Raw genomic sequence first — 19,152 nt, 5'->3', positions numbered from 1 at the left:
GATGCCGCTGAGTATAAATAAAGTTGTCATGAAAAAAATAGTAGCCGGAATTCTTTTTCTGTTAATACTGCTTACATCATTTCATGCCGGTTCGCAATCATTAAAAACTGTGTGGCTTGACGATCTGGATATTATGTCTTTTTCCGGGAGCATCCGGCCTACCAAGGCAAAGACAAACTACAGCAATGATTCCATCAAAATAAACAATGTTTTTTATCAAAGGGGAATAGGGGCGCAATCAGTATCCATACTTTCATTCTTCCTCAATAAAAAAGCAAAAAGGTTTACAGCTTTTATAGGGGCGGATGATAAAGGCAATAAGGAAATACCCGTTAAATTTTATGTGCTGGCCGACGGAAAAATACTTTATGCAAGCGATGAAATGAAGGTTGGCGATGCCGCAAAACCTGTAGATGTTGACTTGACTAATGTAGTGCGTTTAGGGCTTTTGGCAACCGATGATATTGGAGGCATAAACAATAAACGAACTTATTGTGACTGGGCGGATGCAAAGTTTACTATGGTGAATGATAATATGCCCGCACTCTTTCCTAATGATAATGAAAAATATATTTTAACGCCATCGCCTTCGGAAAAGCCAAGAATTAACTCGCCTGCCGTATTTGGCGCTACGCCGGGGAATCCTTTTTTCTACGCCATTGCTGCAACCGGCGGTCGCCCCATAACTTTTTCCGCAGATAATTTGCCACAAGGCCTTACGTTAAATACGGCTTCGGGTATTATAACGGGTAATGTAAAGCAGAGAGGGGAATATGTTGTAACGCTTAAAGCCAACAACAGATTTGGAGAATATACCAAAGCGTTAGAAATAAAAATTGGTGATACGATTGCCCTTACACCACCAATGGGTTGGAATGGATGGAATGCGCTGGCCGGTAATCTGAATAAAGAAAATGTGATGGCTTCAGCCCGCGCCATGATAACCCTGGGATTAAATAATCACGGCTGGAGCTATATAAATATTGACGATAGCTGGCAGGGTAAAAGAGCAGGGCTGTTACATGCGCTTCAGCCAAATGAACAATTCTCCAACATTGGTAAAATGGTGCAGGAAATTCATTCACTTGGCTTAAAAGCAGGTATTTATTCCACTCCTTATATATCAAGCTATGGGGGATATGTGGGTGGATCATCCGATTATCCTGAAGGCGGTGAAACGCATGAATTAATAAAAGCCGGCAGGCAGCCGTTTATGCGCATAGGAAAATATCGTTTTGAGAAAAATGATGCTTTACAAATAGCTGATTGGGGGTTTGATTTTTTGAAATACGACTGGCGCATAGATGTCAATTCAGCGGAACGGATGTCAGAGGCGCTTCGGCAATCGGGAAGAGATATTGTCTTCAGCTTATCTAACAATGCACCGTTCGAAAAAGTAGAAGACTGGATGCATACATCCAATATGTACCGCACCGGCCCGGATATCCACGATAGCTGGAATAACCTTTATATGCTGGCGTTTACACTTGATAAATGGGCCCCTTATGCCGGCCCCGGCCATTGGAATGACCCGGATATGATGATTGTAGGTGATATGGCTGCAGGCAGCAAACTACATCCTACCAGGCTTACGCCGGATGAACAATACAGCCATATCAGCATTTACAGCCTGCTGGCCGCACCAATGCTGATTGGATGCCAGCTCAACATGTTAGATGCTTTTACCCTTAATTTATTGTCCAACGATGAGGTAATAGAGATTGACCAGGATCCCCTGGGTAAGCCTGCACGGTTAATAATTGAAGACAAAGGCGTACAGGTTTGGGTAAAACCAATGGCTGACGGTTCTTATGCTGTTGGATTATTTAATACAGATGATTACGGAAAAACGCCGCAATCCTATTTCAGGTGGGGTAACGAAAAACCGGCATCATTTGAATTTAATTTCGCAAAGGCCGGTTTGCATGGAAAATGGAAATTAAGAGACGTGTGGAGGCAAAAGGATGTGGGTTTTTATAACAATCAGTTTAAAACAACTATACCATATCATGGTGTTGTACTGCTGCGCATGTATAAAGCCGAATAAAATTAATTTTCAATAGTATTATAATGGTTGAATTGTAAAAAGCAGGTTATTCCGTTTTTATTATAAGCCTGCCGTAAGTCATATTGCTGATTACACAGAAACCGTTCTCAGGTGTAATGTATTGCTGTTTCCCGTCAAACTAATAAATCCGGCTTATTTGGATTGAATGTGAGATAAGCAATTGCCTTTGAGCCGTAGTGCTTTTTTGCGATATAAAACTCTCATCTTCCTGCTATTCAGATAAATGGGGTCGGCAAAGCCTGGCCGTAGATACTTGTTGTAAGAATAACCAGGCAAGCCTTCACCATAAATAAGGAAATAATCTATTGGAGTATTTTTATTTTAATGCTCTTATACGAAACTTCATCGCCATGGTCCTGCAAAAGAATATGCCCTTCATTTGCTAAACCAAAATTCTCCCATTTTTTATACTTGCTTATAGCTACAAGGTCTTTAAATTCTTTTGAGCCTCTTTCATATTCCACCACTTTATAACCGTTTAACCAATGTTCAACGTGATTGTTGGGATAAACAATAATGCGCCCGTGGTTCCATTCGCCAATTGGTTTTATTGCGCCCTTTGGTTTTTTACTGGCAATCATATCGTATAAAGAAGCAATGGTCCTATTGCCATCCCTGCCAAGCTTTGCATCGGGATGTCTGTCATCATCCAATACCTGGTATTCCAAACCAATGGCCGATGCACCGTTAACATCATACGATTCTTTTACAAAATACTTAAGGCCGCTGTTGCCCACAGGCGTTAATTTAAAATCGAACTGCAGGTCAAATGCATGATATTCTTTATCGGTAACAATATCGCCGCCGCGCCCTTCCTGCTGGCCATTGGAACGTAATACGGTTAAAGTGCCGTCTTTAATAGCCCACCCGCTATCAGGGAAAGATTTTTTATAAGCGCCCCTCCATCCGTTTGTTGTTTTGCCATCCCACAAAAGGGCAACGTTATTGTATTTTTCTTCAGCAGAAATAGTGTTGGGAATAAGATTGGCCACATAAATATGCCCCGGCGGTGTTGCATGAAGATTGTTTGTTTGAATACGTATATTCTTCCACCGTATGGTATGGCCTGCTTTTGAAGCGTCCGATACCTGGTGTACCTGTAAGGCAATAAACCCCTTCTTCGTCATATCATCCACTACAGATGCAGTATAAACGCCGTTGATCCATGTGCGGATAGTATTGCCAATGCATTCCACATGCATCTTATTCCATTCATTCAACTTTAAAATTTTCTGGCCATCAGGATTGTAGGTTAACGGGTATAGCCAGCCTCTTCGTGCTTCATCATATATACCGCCGGTCCATGCCCTTTCCGAAGGGTCAATTTCAACCTGGTAACCATGCACTCTTCCGTTATTATAATCCTGGCTGCTCTCGCTTCTTACCTGTATGCCGGAGTTCATTTCATTATCCAGCTTAAACTCAAGTTCCAATATAAAATCACCATATACAGCATTGGTAACTAAAAAAGAATTGGGTGTATTGGCAACTGTTTCGCCAATTATTTCCCCGTTTGCTGCTTTATAGTTTGCCTTACCATTCAGTTGATGCCAGCCGGTTAAATCTTTGCCGTTAAATAACGGTGTCCATTGTTGGGCAAAACTGTTTGTGCCCAACAACGAAAAAGCGGTTACAAAAGCAGCAATGGCAAGCTTGTTTCGTGTAGAATGCATGTTTATTTTTTGCTCTAAATTAGGCACTGGCCATGCTTGTAAATAAGCCAAACTGCGGAAACGTTTTCGTAGATTAAACGTTTTATGATTTTTGAAAAACTATAATTTGCTCACTGGTTTTAAACCAACAATATCGGTTGCAATACTAATTTCTTATTAGGCATATATCATCAAAATACAGGTTGCGGATGTACAATTACGATAAAGCCAGGATGCTTTAAGCTATGCCGGTTGCCCGTAATTTTTTTCGCTGAAGGGCGATGAAAAGAATGCGCTATTGAAACTAATAATTAAACAATCTAAACATACATACGGTACTGTTATGATTAAGCTTTCCATATTGATGTTTATTAATTTTCTGATGACGTGCGATAACCCGTATGCAGATACAACCGGGTATGCCAAAGGCAAATTGATCTACGAAAATCCGTTCGGTGATAAGCAGCAGGTAAAAGACTGGATTATGGAAGGCCCCGGCGAATTAAAGTTTGCCGGTGGCTGGATGGAGATGTATTCGCCGGAACAAAAATGGGATCATGTTTTCTGGTGCCCCAAAGATTTTCCCGGTAGTTTTATAGCAGAGTGGGATGTGCAAAACCTTGATACCGCCAACGGGCTTACCATTATTTTTTTTGCAGCAAAAGGAAGTAATGGCGAAGATATTTTTAGCCCATCCATGCCCAAACGCGATGGCACTTTTAAATACTATAATAAAGGCCAGATGAATTGTTATCATATTTCTTACTATGCCAATAACCCCAAAGCGCCGGACCGCGGCAACACCCATTTAAGAAAAGACCCAGCATTTGATTTATTGCAAACCGGCGAAGAAGGTATTCCAACCTCTTCTGCAGGTATTCATCATGTGCGGCTGGTAAAAGCAGCAGCCCGCATTGTTATGTTTATTGATGAAAGAAAAGTAATTGATTATACCGATGATGGTAAAATCTATGGCCCTTTGTACACTGCGGGCAAAATAGGTTTCCGGCAAATGCGGTGGACTGATTTCCGATATCGCAATTTTAAAGTGTGGGAAATAAACAATGCCAATTTATAAACTGTAAGCAATGAAAAAATACATGCTTGTTTTATTGGGTGCCGGTTTCGGCCTTTTCTTTTTGCAGGCGCATAAACCGCCCGAAAATGCAGAAAAGGGAAGCCCCAATTTTGTTTTTATATTAACCGATGATCATGGCTGGACCGGCGTATCTTCATTAATGGATAACCGTTATGCCGATTCAAAAAGCGATTATTTTGAAACGCCCAATATTGATAAGCTTGGCAATGAAGGCATGCGTTTTTCAAATGGTTATGCACCGGATGCATTATGCACGCCTTCGCGCAGAAGCCTCCAGTTCGGGCAAAACCCGGTTCATACAGGCAATGTGCTTTTTAAACAAAATTATAGTCCCAAAGCAAAACAATGGTTAACCATTCCGGCCTTATTAAAATCTATCAACCCCAACTATAAAACAGCGCATTTTGGAAAGTGGGATTTGCGTGCAGATATTTATCCTGAAGATCTTGGCTACGACGAAAGCGATGGCAATACAGGCAATAGCAATGGCGATGTGATGCTGGATAAAAAAACAAAATGGTCAAGCCTTTATTTAAACAACGACCCTAAGAAAACGGAAACGCTTACCGGCCGCGCCATCAATTTTATGCAGCGGCAGGCAGCCGCAGGCAATCCCTTTTATTTGCAGGTATCTTATTATGCCACGCATGTTGATATACAAACTAAAGACAGCACCTATCAGCATTATTTAAAAAAACAAAAAGGTAAGAAACACGATAATCCCGGCTGGGCCGGCATGCTTGCAGACCTTGATGCAGGCATAGGGAAATTAATGGCCATGATAGACCAGTTAAGGATTGATGATAATACCTATATTTTTTTAATGGGCGATAATGGCGCGGTTGAGTTTCTGCCGCCGGTTTCAAACAGGCTCGATCATCCGTCTTCCTTTTCAAAGCCCATGCGCAACTACCCGTTAAGAGGCGGTAAATGGACGTTGTATGAAGGCGGCATACGTGTGCCGTTTATGGTAAAAGGGCCGGGCATTCAGCCGCATACTTATTCGCATATACCCGTTACCGGCTGCGATATTCTGCCAACCATAAGCGAGCTTGCCCATAATAAAAAAACGCTCCCCGGTTACCTGGATGGCGCCAGCTTTTGTGCTGCATTTCAACACCCGGAATCTGGTGTGATAAAAAGAAAAGAAGATGCTTTTTATTTTCATCGTTATGCAAGTAGCTATCCGCATTCTGCTATAATTGACAGTAATTATAAACTGATAAAATTTTGGAAAACAGGCAAGGAAGAGTTGTATGATCTGAATAACGATATTGGTGAAACAAATGATTTATCTGCAAAGATGCCTGGTAAATTTAAACAGCTTAATGATAAATTAATGAACTACCTGCAACAGGTTCATGCTGAAATTTTAGACACTGCCTTAAACGGAAAAAAACAAAAAGGTGATGATGATTAAAACCAAAGCTTTGAAAGAAATGATTACTTGTAATACTATAAAACTGACTTACATAAAACGCTGCCTTTTATACATTTTTATCTGCTTCTCCGTAAAAGGTTTATCCCAGCCTGTTACGGCGGCAAATTTTTCTGCTGATTATCCTGTTATTCATCCGCAGTTCAGGCAATGGCCGTCGCCGGCGTTGAATAATGTGGCTGATTGTGTTTCGCCAACATTGCTTTGGCCCAATAATAAAAAAGCAACCGGTTACGATATTCGTCTTTCACAGGATGCTTCTTTTGCTGCTGATAAAACCATCAGCAAGCAAAATATTCAATGGACGATGTACACGCCACACCGTGCCTTAAATGAAGGAACATGGTATTGGCAATACAGGCAGCACGATGGTAAATGGTCTGATGTGCTGGCTTTTCGCATAACAGGCGCATCCAATAAAAATTTCTCTCCGCCGGTTGAAAAAATGTATGCAGCCATTCCCGCCGCGCATCCCAGGGTATTGATTGATAAAAGTGGGCAAAAAACATTTTCAGCACAAAATAAAAACACGGCTGATGCAAAAATGATTATTGAAGAAGCCGCTAAACTGGTAAAACTTGCCCCTCCACCTGAAACAGATGCAAAAAGTAAATTAAAGGGGAAGTCAAAAGCAGAGAATGATAAGATTGCACTTGTAGCCAGTTCCCGCGCCAGCAATAAAATTTATAATGCGGTCCACCTCTTTTGCAAAGCCTATATATTAACCGGCGATCAGAAGTATGCAAAAAAAGCAATTGAATGGGCCATGTCTGTTTCGGGCTGGGACCCAAACGGGCTAAGTTTATTAAGCGATTTTGGTGACGCCCGCTGTATGTTGTCTATGGCGCTTGCACTCGATACTTTTTACGACCAGTTAACCCCATCACAGAAAAAAATATTAACAGATGCCATTCATATAAGGGCAGACCGCTTTTACCATAGCTGGATTAATAACATTGATGCCAAGGTGCTTTCCAATCATGTATGGCAATATATATTTCATTATTTCTTTCAAACGGCTATTGCGGTATATGGCGAAACGCCCGATGCTGCCAACTGGATAAATTATGCTTACGAACTGTGGCTGGCAAGGGCGCCGGTATTAGGCGGCGATGACGGCGCCTGGTGCGAGGGCGCTTCTTATTTCCGGCTTAATATGGAAACCCTGCTGGATGTGCCAATGATTATAAAACAATACACCGGTTACGATTTTATAGCCAATAAGAAATGGTATGAATTGAACCCTTACTGGATGGCCTATTCTTTCCCTCCCGGTTCTTCAACTGATGGTTTTGGCGATGATGTTGAAAAAATTTATTCGCCGGGAACAGAATATCTGGCGTATGCAGATGCCTTGTCTAAGCTAACCGGCAATAAGCTGGCTGCGTGGTATGCCGGTGAAATTGAAAGGATGGGAAAAAACAATACAAAAACAGAAGAAAGGGTGAACGGCGTTACGTCGTATAAAAAAAGCGCCGATGATAAACTGAAGTTATCTGATGCAGATATGCTTCGCTGGTTCAGGATGCGTTACCTGTATGGTGTAAAAAGGCCTGATCCTATTGATGTATCAACGCTTTCTGCTGCACAAAAATTTCCGGGCACCGGCGTGGCAGATATGCACTCGGCCATTACAAACAGGCAAAACGATGTAATGGTTTCCATGCGCTCCAGCCCTTATGGTTCTTATGGCCATTTGCTGGGAGATCAAAACACATTCAATGTATTGGTTGGCGGCGACAGGTTGTTTTATATGTCGGGCCACAAAGTGGCAATGCAGGACCCGCACCGGCTCGGCTGGTATAAAGCCACCCAGGGGCACAACGGTATTCTGATAGATAATAAAGGGCAGCCGTTTAACTCAGAAGCCTATGGTTACCTGCCCCGGTTCATAGATGGTAAAAACCTTGGCTATGTGGTGGGCGATGCATCGCAGGCATATTCCAGCCAGGCTGAGAAAGAGCAAACAGGCTTAACAAAATTCCGCCGCCACCTGCTGTTTCTTTATCCGGACATTTTGATTGTGTATGATGAGCTTGAAGCAGACCATGCCGCAAAATGGTCATGGCTTATCCACAGCCCTTATCAAATAAAAATAGATGCAGGAAAGCATGCGTTTTATTGCAATTCCGAAAAAGTATCAGCCAATACTTCTTTATTCACTACACAAAACCTGCAATGGAATATAACTGACACGTTTGCCGTGCAGGCTGTAAACTGGCTGGGAAGGGAAGATGAAGATGGCAACCTCATTGAATATAAAAATGACCAGTGGCATTTAACGGCAGCCACAACAACAAACGTTGATAAAATAAGGTTCCTCGCTGTAATGAAGATAAACCAGCATGGCGAAGTAAATGCAGCGCCGGTATCGTATCAATTAAACAGCAAAGGCGAATTAATTATAGACAACTGGGTTATAAAAGCGGAATTAGATGCAGCCAAACCCGCTTTACTGGAAGCGTTTAACAATGATAAGCGCATTGCTTTTACCTCCGGCGGTGATGAACTAAAAATGGGTAATGAAACATTTAATGGTAAAATAAACGGGAGCAGCAAACTGGCAGAATGGATTGATGGAAAGTATGTTTTTTCTGAAGCGGGAGATGTAATGCCTGATGCTGTTAAAAATATCCCTGTTGAAAAACATTGATTGCTTATGAAGAAGATAAAATTGCTGGTAATAATGCTGACGGCTTTTGGCAGCATCGCCGTTATTATTGCATGGAAAGAAAAACAAACTGCTGCGCCCGCAAAAAGGCCGAATATCCTTTTTGTGATTGCAGACGACCAGTCTTATCCTTATGCATCCATCTATGGCGCAAAAGGTGTGCAAACACCGGCATTTGATGCTGTAGCCAAATCAGGCATTTTATTCAACAATGCTTTTGCAGCGGCACCGCAATGCAGTCCTTCCCGTGCGGCTATACTTACCGGTAAAAATATTTGGCAACTGGAAGAAGCGGGCACACACAGCAGTTATTTTCCAAAGAAATTCCAGGTATTTACCAACCTGCTGGAAAATGCAGGTTACCGTATTGGTTACACAGGGAAGCCCTGGGGGCCGGGCAACTGGAAAGATGCAGGATGGGAAAGAAACCCGGTTGGGCCTGAGTTCAATTCAAAGAAACTGCAGCCGCCAACAAAAGGCATAAGCAATATTGATTACTTCGAAAACTTTGTTGATTTCTATAATCAAAGAAAAGGTGATAAGCCATTTTTCTTTTGGTTTGGTGCGAATGAACCACACCGTGTTTATGAAGAAGGTTCAGCAAGAAAAGCCGGTAAAAATATTCAGGAGGCATTTGTTCCCGGCTTTCTTCCAAATGATGCTGTTGTGCAAAGCGATATAGAAGATTATGCCCTTGAGATAGAATGGTTCGATACGCAGTTGGGAAAAATGATTGATTTTCTGAAACAAAAAGGTGAATTGGAAAACACCATGATTGTTGTAACATCTGATAATGGTATGCCTTTTCCATCTGCCAAAGCCAATCTTATGGAATATGGATCGCATGTGCCGCTTGCTGTAAGCTGGCCCTCAAAGATTAAGGGCGGCGCCACTTCAGATGATCTTGTAAGCCTTATTGATCTTGCGCCAACATTTCTTGATATTGCCGGTGTGAAAGATGCACCCGCCATGACCGGCAAAAACCTGCATGATATCCTTTTCAATAAATCATTTAATAAAACCAATTACAGAACATGCGTGTTAACAGGAAGGGAAAGGCATACACATGCACGGCCTGATGATGTGGGTTATCCGTCCCGCGCCATTCGTACAGATAGTTTTTTATTGATCTGGAATATAAAGCCAGACCGCTGGCCGGCCGGCGACCCGCCACCGGATAATGAAGAAAAGCCAGACCCTGCAAATAAAGATATTAAGGCAATTGGTGTTGGATATAATGATATTGACGATCCTTCGCCAACAAAATTATTTATGCTGGAAAACAGGAACCGGTGGCCTGATTTATTTGATGATGGTTTTGCCAAACGTGAAGAAATACAGTTATTCAATATCAGGAATGATGCAGCCTGCCTTAACAACCTTGCAAATGACAAATCTTATACTGCAATAAAGGATGCATTGAAGGATAAACTGCAGCAATTGCTTACGGAACAGCATGATCCGCGCATGCTTGGTTATGGGGATATTTTTGAAAGTTACCCGCGCTTTGGGCTTATGCGCAACTTTCCGGGATTTAAGGAAAGGGGAAAGTATAACCCGGCTTATCAAAACAAAAAAAACTAAATGCGTATGAAACAAATTGTTGTTTTTATTATAGGCGCATTGATTGTTCAGCAGCAGGCGCTTGCTCAAACAAAACAGGCGCCCGTTATAATCATTATGTGCGACCAGTTGCGGTATGATGCAATTGGAGAATATACGCCGCATATCAACGAGCTAAAAGCCGATGGTGTGTCATTTAACAGAACTTATTGCGCTTCGCCGCTTTGCGCACCATCGCGGGCTGCTTTTTTTACAGGAAAATATCCTAACGATAATGGCTGTCTCATTAATGGCTGGCAGGATGAAGATGCCCATTATGGCGAAGTGAAATCCGGCACCCTAAACATGTATGGTTTGCTGGGCGATAACTGGAATAGCCGGCATATAGGCAAACAGCATTTTGTAACGCAGGATAAAATAGACAAAGACCCGCAATCAAAAACAAAATGGATTACACCGCAAACCTATAAGCAATGGGTGAAATCGGTGAATGAAAAAGCGCCGGGCGGCCCGCAGTTTAAAGCTATGTTACCGGAACTTGTATCAAACAAATACACACAGTATAAAAATTATTCCACACCTAAATACGATGTGTATAAACCCGGCTTGCAATATTTTGATGATAATTATTATACAGACAAGGCTATTGAAACCATTAATGAAAGCAAGCACGATAAAAAGCCTTTGTTTTTAAGCCTGATGTATTTGTCGCCGCACCCGCCTTTTGATGTGCCCGAGCCTTACTACAGTAAATTTAAACCGGAAGACTTTGCTATTCCTGATAACATCGGCGAGTGGTATGCCGGCCAGTCAACATTGCAATTGTATAATTTAACAGGCTTTATTGGTACCCGTTATACCAAAGAACAATGGAAGCAGGTATGGCCAAAATATTTTGGGCTGGTAAGCCTTGTTGATGATGAGATTGGAAGGGTAATAGATGCCCTAAAAACGAATGGTTTGTACGATAAAGCATTGATCATTTTCACATCCGATCATGGCGAAATGCTGGGCAGCCACTCGCTGTGGCAAAAAATGTGCATGTATGAAGAATCAGCGAGGGTGCCATTCATTATAAAATTTCCTTCAGATTATAAACCGGCATTAAAAGAAGTTAACGATAACGTCAGCCTTATTGATGTATGGCCAACATTGATTGACTATCTCGATATCGATAATGCCGGGAACACAGACGGGCAATCGCTTATGCCTTTACTGCAAGGGAAAGCAACAGGCAGAAAAAATGTATTTATTCAGTATGATGGCAACGGCGCTTATGGCAATAATCAAAGATGTATTGTAGAGGGTGATTATAAACTGATAATAGACACATTTAAAGATGAAGTGTTTATTGAACTGTATAACCTTTCCACTGATCCGCTGGAAAAAAATAACCTGGCCGTTAATATAAAGTATGAAGCCATCGTTAACCAGCTCATTGAGAAAGTAAAAAAACACATGAGCGATACAAATGACCTGTTGAAGTTGCCGGATAATATCTATCAAAATTTTGTTACGCATTATACAACCAGCAATAAGAGCAGTAGCGGCGATTAGCATTAATATGTAAAACCAAACTGCTTTATTCAAAGTAAAAAATCATTACTAAATGAAGTGTAAACGTTATTTGTTTTTATTAAGCGTCATTGTTGCCAGTTGCCATTCAAAAGAAAAAGAAAAGCATATTGATGTTGCGGAAGCCAGCCATCCTAACATCATTTATATTTTGGCCGACGATTTAGGGTATGGTGATATTTCAATTTATAATCCCGGTTCAAAAATCAATACGCCTAACATTGATGCTTTTGCAAACCAGGGCATCCGCTTTACAGATGCACATGCAGCATCATCTGTTTGCACGCCTTCGCGTTATTCCATATTAACGGGAGAATATTGCTGGCGAAGCCGGCTTCCGCAAAGCGTGTTATCGGGATATGGGCGCGCATTAATAGAACCCGGCACACCAACTGTAGCCTCTTTATTGCAAAACCACGATTATGCTACCGCTATTATTGGTAAATGGCATTTGGGTTTGGACTGGGTTGTGAAGCCCGGCCATGAAAAAGCATTGATCGTTCCGGAGAATGATCCTTCCGGCGCCAGGATGATAAAGGATATGAATCCCGATGATATTGATTTTACAAAACCACCAACCGACGGGCCTTTGAAACATGGTTTTCAATATTCGTATATACTTCCCGCTTCGCTTGATATGGCGCCTTATTGCTACCTCGAAAACGATACGCTTACGCAGCCTTTAACTGCCTCAACAAAGGGCAGTGAATTAAACCCGAAGAGCAGTCCCAACTATGCAACCGGCGCATTTTGGCGGACCGGCCCCATGTCGCCCGGTTTTGACTTCACTAATGTATTGCCACATTTTACTGGTAAGGCGGTTGATTATATTAAAAGCCATGCACAGGCAACCAAACCATATTTTCTTTATTTCGCCATGCCAGCTCCGCATACGCCCTGGCTGCCGTCGAAAGAGTTTGCAGGCAAATCAAAGGCCGGCGCTTATGGCGATTATGTAATGGAGGCAGACGCCATGGTAAAACGCATACTGGATGCAGTTGAACAAAGCGGTGATGCTGACAATACCATAGTGATTTTTACCAGTGATAACGGCCCTTACTGGCGACCACAGTTTGTGAAAGAATACAATCATCATGCTGCTTATGTTTACCGGGGCATGAAAGCTGATGCATGGGATGGCGGCCACAGGGTGCCATTTATGGTAAGATGGCCCGGTCATATAAAAGCGGGAACTGTAAGTAATATCACAACAACGCTTGCCAACCTTATGTCAACCTGTTCGGCATTGATGGGTGGAGATAGTTTGAGTAAAAAAGCGCCGGACAGTTACAGTGTTTTACCGGTGCTGCTCGGCAAGCCAGATTCATTATTATGCCAGCAGGTAATAATGAGCGAGTCTTCCCAGGGTTTGTTTGCCGTAAGAAAAGGCGAATGGAAATTAATTGCCGGAAGAGGTTCAGGCGGGTTTAGCGAGCCCGTAAATTATACACCCAAACCAGGAGAGCCCAAAGGCCAGTTGTACAACATAAGGGAAGATTCTTCGGAAGCAAATAACCTGTATTTGCAATACCCGCAACGCGTGCAGGAATTAAGCCTGTTAATGGACAGCATTAAAAAATTAAAATAAATCAAGACCAAATAAATCAAAAATAAAACAACAAAAAATGAGAATTATCTTATTGCTTATTTCCGTAGCCCTGTTTGCATTTGCCCCTCCTGAAAAAAATAAGACCTATAATATCGTTGATTTTGGGGCTGCAGGCAATGGCGTTAAACTTAGTACCGAAAATATCCAGGCGGCTATAGATAAAGCAAGCCAGGATGGAGGCGGCCAGGTAATTGTACCGGCAGGTAAATTCGTAACCGGAACATTAATATTGAAGTCAGGTGTTGACCTTCACCTGCTTGCCAATGCTTTTTTGCTGGGCAGCACTAACCCTTATGATTATCCTTACACAAAAAGCATATTGGAGAAAACAAAAGATGAAAACAATTACATACGCGGTTTGATTGTGGCTGCCGGGCAAAATAATATAAGCATTACCGGAAAAGGAACGATAGATGGCCGGGGGCGCACAGTAGCGCTTACACTCGACAGCCTTTTTTATGCAGGCGTACTCGATAGCAGCCATTATAACCTTAGAAGAAAAAGGCCGGAAGCCAGACCAAATGTTTTGCGGATACTCGATTGTAATAATATAAAAATAACGGGTGTAACCATAAAAAATGCTACAGACTGGGTGCAGGATTATATACGCTGTAAAAATTTAATCATTGATTCTATCCGTGTGGAAAGCGATGCTTACTGGAACAACGATGGCATTGATGTGGTGGACTGTTCCAATGTGCGCATCACCAACAGTTATGTAAATTCAGCCGATGATGGCATCTGCCTTAAATCTGAAAACAAAGGGTATTTTAATGATAGTATTTATATTGATAACTGTACTGTTCGCTCCAGCGCCAGCGCTGTTAAATTTGGCACAGCTTCCGTAGGCGGCTTTAAAAATGTTATCGTTAAAAACATCAGGGTGTTTGATACTTTCCGTTCTGCTATTGCAATAGAATCGGTAGATGGCGGCGTGCTTGAAAATGTGTTGGTAGATGGCATTAATGCCGTTAATACCGGTAACGCCATCTTTATACGTCTCGGCCATCGTAACAGAGATGAAAATGTGGGCACGCTTAAAAATGTATTCATCAGGAATATAAAAGTAGAAGTTCCGTTTGGCCGCCCCGATGATAAATATGATTTGCAGGGGCCGGACCTGCCTTTCTTCCATAATATATTTCCTTCTTCCATTGTGGGTATTCCCGGCCACCCGGTGCAGAAAGTTACCATTGAAAATGTAGAGATCAGTTACCCCGGCAGGGGTAATGACGGGCTTGCTATTTTGCCTTTATACCGTTTAAAAGATGTTCCCGAAGTTGAAGTTGGGTATCCTGAATTTTCCATGTTTGGGGAGTTGCCTGCATGGGGCTTTTATGTGCGCCATGCAGAAGGGCTTACACTGAAAAATATTAAAGTTGTAGCAAGGGATAAAGACTATCGCCCGGCTTATGTTTTTGATGATGTAAAAGGGTTAACGCTAACCAACTGTGCAGTAAAAGAAGATGACAACGGTAAGCAGTTTATCTTAAATAATGTGAGCGGGGAAAAGCTGGATGCAGATAAGGACCTGGTGCAAATAATCGCCCCGAAATAATTTTTGCGCAGGAAGGCGTTAACGGAATATTTTATTTGGATACAAACCGGGAGTTTAATTAATCACGCTTACAGAAAGCCTATGCGACTGCTCGTTTACCTGGCCATAACTGTATTATTCGGTACTGCGGATAATACACCTAAAGCGCCAACGGCAACTAAACCGGGGAAGCCAAACATTATTATCATAATGGCGGATGATATGGGTTTCTCAGATATTGGCTGTTATGGCAGTGAAATAAGTACGCCTAATATTGATGGCCTGGCAAAAGAAGGTATCAGGTTTACTCAAATGTATAATAATGCCTGGTGCTCTCCTTCAAGAGCATCGTTGTTAACGGGTTTATATCCGCACCAGGCTGGCATGGGTATATTGGCGGGGCCAAAGCCGGGGCCTGAAGGGCCTTACCAGGGTTATCTTACCGATGATTGTGTAACGTTGGCCGAAGTATTGAAACAAGCCGGTTATTCAACAGCTTTATCGGGTAAGTGGCACCTGGGCGAGTTTAAACCACACTGGCCAACGGACCGTGGGTTTGATCACTATTTCGGGTTGATTAGCGGCGCTGCCAACTATTTTGATATAACAAAAACAAAAGGAAACAATGTTGTCCGTTATATGGCGCTTGACGATAAGCCATACACACCTTCTAAAGAAGGGTTTTATATGACTGAGGCAATAACAGACTATGCCATAAAAATGCTTGATGAGAAAAAGAATGATCAAAACCCGTTCTTTCTGTATGTGGCTTATACCGCACCGCATTGGCCGCTGCAGGCTTTGCCGGAAGATATTGCCAAATACAAAAACAAGTATAATATAGGCTGGGATTCTTTACGGGCACTTCGATACAAAAAACAGGAAACGCTTGGCATACTTAGCAATGAGGCAAAGCTTTCGCCGCGTGATAAAGAAGTGTATGCCTGGGATAAATTGTCAGATGAACAAAAGAAAGACATGTCTTCAAAGATGGAGGTGTATGCAGCGCAAATTGACCGTATGGATCAGGGCATCGGTAAAATTCTGGATAAGCTGAATACGGCTGGAAAAAAAGAAAATACTATCGTGATATTTTTATCTGATAACGGCGCCTGCGCAGAAGAGGGTTTATGGGGATTTGATAAAAGAAATAACGGCTTGCCGCCAGGAGGCGAAGACTCTTATATGAGTTATGGCCAGTCGTGGGCAAACGCAGGCAACACGCCTTTTCGCTTCTTTAAAAAATGGCTGCATGAAGGGGGAATATCAACACCGCTTATTATAAGATGGCCTGCCGCAATAGCAAAAAAAAGGGAAGGGAGCATAATAAAACAAACCGCACATCTTACAGATATAATGCCTACAGTTTGTGACCTTGCCGGCGCAACCTATCCACAACAATATAATGGCAAAGCCATTCTTCCAATGGAAGGGCAAAGTTTGTTACCGGTAATTAATAATGATAAAATAATACCGCATAAACCGGTGTGCTGGGCGCTTAATGGCCATAAAGCAATATTGGCAGACGATTATAAATTGGAAGCGGTAAGTGAAGACGCCCCATGGGAATTGTACAATATTAAAAATGACCGCAGTGAATTAAATGATCTTGCAAAGGCATATCCTGAAAAAGTAAAGGAGATGGCCGGCTTATGGAAAAGCTGGGCAAAAAAAGTAGGCGTGTTTAATCAACAGCCGGCAAACAAACAAAAGAAGTAATCAATATTTATTCCGGGAATTATCAGTGTTATTAATAATTTCTAAAACTTATTTTATACAATATGACAGTTAGAATTTTGGCCTTTATTATATTTTTTATGCATGCTGTTGCAGCTTTCAGCCAGGGTAATACCATAACTGTGAAAGTGGATGAAAAGAGCGGTAATTATTTAATTGAATCCACAGGGCCGGCATATAAAATTGGCGGCAGCATCAACCATCCCTTAAGCAATGTTCAACATACAGAAGGCAAGGATGCGGCAGGTGCATATAAGGCCATTCATTTTAGCTGGCAATCAGGCCTTAATTATTCAGGCGCCATACGCTGGTATATGAAGCAGCCGGTTGTTGTTTTTGACCTCATCTTGCCCAATGGCGCAAATGACCAGGCGCCGGTAGCCTTTCCCGATTTTACCATATTGCCCGATATGCCTTATCATTATAGTTTTCACAACAGGATTTTTCCGCTGCCGCAGTTTTTCCTCGAAGAAACTTCAACGCCGTGGATGCTTTTTAATGATAATGCAGACGCCTGCCTTATTTCCCCGGCATCAGATTTTATTGTTTCTCTTATGACCAATAAAGACTCCACCGCAATATGCAGCGGCCTTAACCCTGAAGTAAAGAACCTGCCCGCAGGTTTTACCCATTCAACCATTATGGTTATGACCAATGGTATTCGCACTGCATGGAATACATGGGGTAATACCTTGAGGGCATTGTATAACCGCCAGCGGCCAGCCAGCGATTGTGATGCCGTGCTTAAATATTTTGGATACTGGACAGACAATGGCGCAGACTATTATTATAATTATGATACGGCAAAAGGATATGCGGGAACATTGCTGGCCGTAAAGGATTATTATAAACGTGCAGGCATACCCATGGGCTATATGCAACTGGACAGCTGGTGGTATGAGAAAACAAGGTATAATGTATATGGCAAGCTGGGCGCTGATATAAAAAAGAAAGAATTGCCTGCAGGGTTATGGAACCGTTCCGGCGGGCTATACCGATATACGGCAGACACATTGTTGTTTCCGGATGGCCTCGCAGATTTTCAGCAAAAACTGGGTGTGCCGCTTATTACGCATAACCGCTGGATTGACTCAACAAGCCCTTATCATAATCAATATAAAATATCAGGTATTTCGGCAGTGGATACGGCTTTCTGGTACCACATTATGCATTACCTGAAGCAGTCGGGCGTTATTAATTACGAACAGGACTGGATGAATTATATGTACACACTTAACCCCGAAATGATAGCCGATATTAATATTGGCAATGCCTTTACCGATGGTATGGCAAAAGCGGCGGCTGCCAATGGCATTAACCTGCAATACTGCATGGGTTTGCCACGATATTTTATGCAGGGCGTGAAATATAATAACCTCACAACTATTCGCGTAAGCGGCGACGGATTTAAACCTGAAAGGTGGAAGAACTTTTTATTCACTTCACAACTGGCCTACGAAATGGGTATCTGGCCCTGGTCTGATGTATTTAAAAGCAGCGAAACAGGCAATCTTATTCTTTCTGTATTATCAGGCAGCCCGGTAGGCACAGGCGATGCTTTGGGAAAGGAAAATAAAGCGAACATTTTAACGGCTTGCCGCACAGATGGCGTAATTGTAAAACCGGATGTGCCCATAATGCCTATTGATAAAGATTATATCCAGTTAGCCAAAGAAGAAAATAAGCCGTTATTAGGTTATACCTATACCCGTCATAATAATATTACAACAGCGTATGTATTTGCTTTTGCCGAGGCTTATTCAATATCAAAGCATTTCAGTTTTTATACCAATGAAATTGGAATAAATGGCAAGGCTGTGGTGTATAACCCGGGGCTTAATACAGTAAGCGTAATAAATGCTGATGAACAATTTGGTGACAACCTTCCGGCTGATAAATATGCATATTATATTGTTGCACCTGTTACGGCTTCGGGCATTGCATTTTTGGGTGATGCGGGCAAAATAACCGCAACCGGTAAAAAGAGGATTGCAGATATAATCCAGAATGATAAAGGATTGCAGGTAAAAGTATTATTTGCAAAAGGGGAGGAGCCGATTATTTTGAAAGGCTATGCAGAACATGCTGTATCAACAGATAAAGGCAAAGTAAGTTTTGATGCGGCCTCGCATATATTTACAATTGTGTTGCCTGCGCCGGCTAATGAAAGCAGCGTAACCGTTAACATCAAGGCCAGGTAAAA

11 protein-coding genes are annotated in these 19,152 nt (G+C 42.1%); 10 read left to right on the top strand and 1 reads right to left on the bottom strand.

Translation table 11 applies throughout. The annotated features are described in order from the left end of the window. Window positions 1–28 precede the first annotated feature (28 nt). Window positions 29–2,047 (top strand): NPCBM/NEW2 domain-containing protein, encoded by a 2,019-nt coding sequence (locus BM015_RS15695; protein ID WP_090660593.1) that lies wholly within the window; start codon window positions 29–31, stop codon window positions 2,045–2,047. Between the two features lie 323 nt (window positions 2,048–2,370). Here the strand turns inward: BM015_RS15695 and BM015_RS15690 are convergent, their stop codons facing one another. Beyond that, window positions 2,371–3,741 (bottom strand): 3-keto-disaccharide hydrolase, encoded by a 1,371-nt coding sequence (locus BM015_RS15690; RefSeq protein WP_090660779.1) that lies wholly within the window; start codon window positions 3,739–3,741, stop codon window positions 2,371–2,373. Window positions 3,742–4,102: 361 nt separating this feature from the next. Between BM015_RS15690 and BM015_RS15685 the strand changes: the two genes are divergently transcribed. The 9 genes from BM015_RS15685 (at window position 4,103) to BM015_RS15645 (ending at window position 19,150) form a co-directional block, all read left to right on the top strand. Then, complete coding sequence (locus tag BM015_RS15685; protein ID WP_245751457.1) at window positions 4,103–4,798, top strand: DUF1961 family protein; 696 nt, start codon at window positions 4,103–4,105, stop codon at window positions 4,796–4,798. Between the two features lie 10 nt (window positions 4,799–4,808). Next, window positions 4,809–6,239, top strand: a complete 1,431-nt coding sequence (locus tag BM015_RS15680; protein ID WP_090660587.1) for a sulfatase — start codon at window positions 4,809–4,811, stop codon at window positions 6,237–6,239. Further along, on the top strand, window positions 6,229–8,910 hold the full coding sequence (locus tag BM015_RS15675) for a DUF4962 domain-containing protein (protein ID WP_090660583.1): 2,682 nt from the start codon (window positions 6,229–6,231) through the stop codon (window positions 8,908–8,910). The genes BM015_RS15680 and BM015_RS15675 overlap by 11 nt, the downstream gene beginning before the upstream one ends. Window positions 8,911–8,916: 6 nt before the next feature. Further along, the gene (locus BM015_RS15670) at window positions 8,917–10,512 is read left to right on the top strand and encodes a sulfatase family protein (RefSeq protein ID WP_090660580.1); all 1,596 of its coding nucleotides are present in this window, start codon (window positions 8,917–8,919) and stop codon (window positions 10,510–10,512) included. A gap of 6 nt (window positions 10,513–10,518) precedes the next feature. Further along, window positions 10,519–12,048: a sulfatase family protein gene (locus BM015_RS15665; RefSeq protein WP_177191931.1), complete on the top strand. Its 1,530-nt coding sequence runs from the start codon at window positions 10,519–10,521 to the stop codon at window positions 12,046–12,048. Window positions 12,049–12,100: 52 nt separating this feature from the next. Then, on the top strand, window positions 12,101–13,654 hold the full coding sequence (locus BM015_RS15660) for a sulfatase family protein (RefSeq protein ID WP_090660574.1): 1,554 nt from the start codon (window positions 12,101–12,103) through the stop codon (window positions 13,652–13,654). 37 nt (window positions 13,655–13,691) lie between these two features. Then, window positions 13,692–15,233 (top strand): glycoside hydrolase family 28 protein, encoded by a 1,542-nt coding sequence (locus tag BM015_RS15655; RefSeq protein WP_090660572.1) that lies wholly within the window; start codon window positions 13,692–13,694, stop codon window positions 15,231–15,233. An 81-nt stretch (window positions 15,234–15,314) separates the two neighbouring features. Beyond that, window positions 15,315–16,931 carry an arylsulfatase gene (locus tag BM015_RS15650; RefSeq protein ID WP_090660570.1) on the top strand — a complete coding sequence of 539 codons (1,617 nt, stop codon included), beginning with the start codon at window positions 15,315–15,317 and terminating at the stop codon, window positions 16,929–16,931. 62 nt (window positions 16,932–16,993) lie between these two features. After that, on the top strand, window positions 16,994–19,150 hold the full coding sequence (locus tag BM015_RS15645; RefSeq protein WP_090660566.1) for a hypothetical protein: 2,157 nt from the start codon (window positions 16,994–16,996) through the stop codon (window positions 19,148–19,150). Window positions 19,151–19,152: the final 2 nt, after the last annotated feature.

The organism is Parafilimonas terrae (assembly GCF_900115755.1).
In the GTDB taxonomy this organism is placed as follows: domain Bacteria; phylum Bacteroidota; class Bacteroidia; order Chitinophagales; family Chitinophagaceae; genus Parafilimonas; species Parafilimonas terrae.
This window is presented reverse-complemented; position numbering and strand designations above follow the sequence as displayed.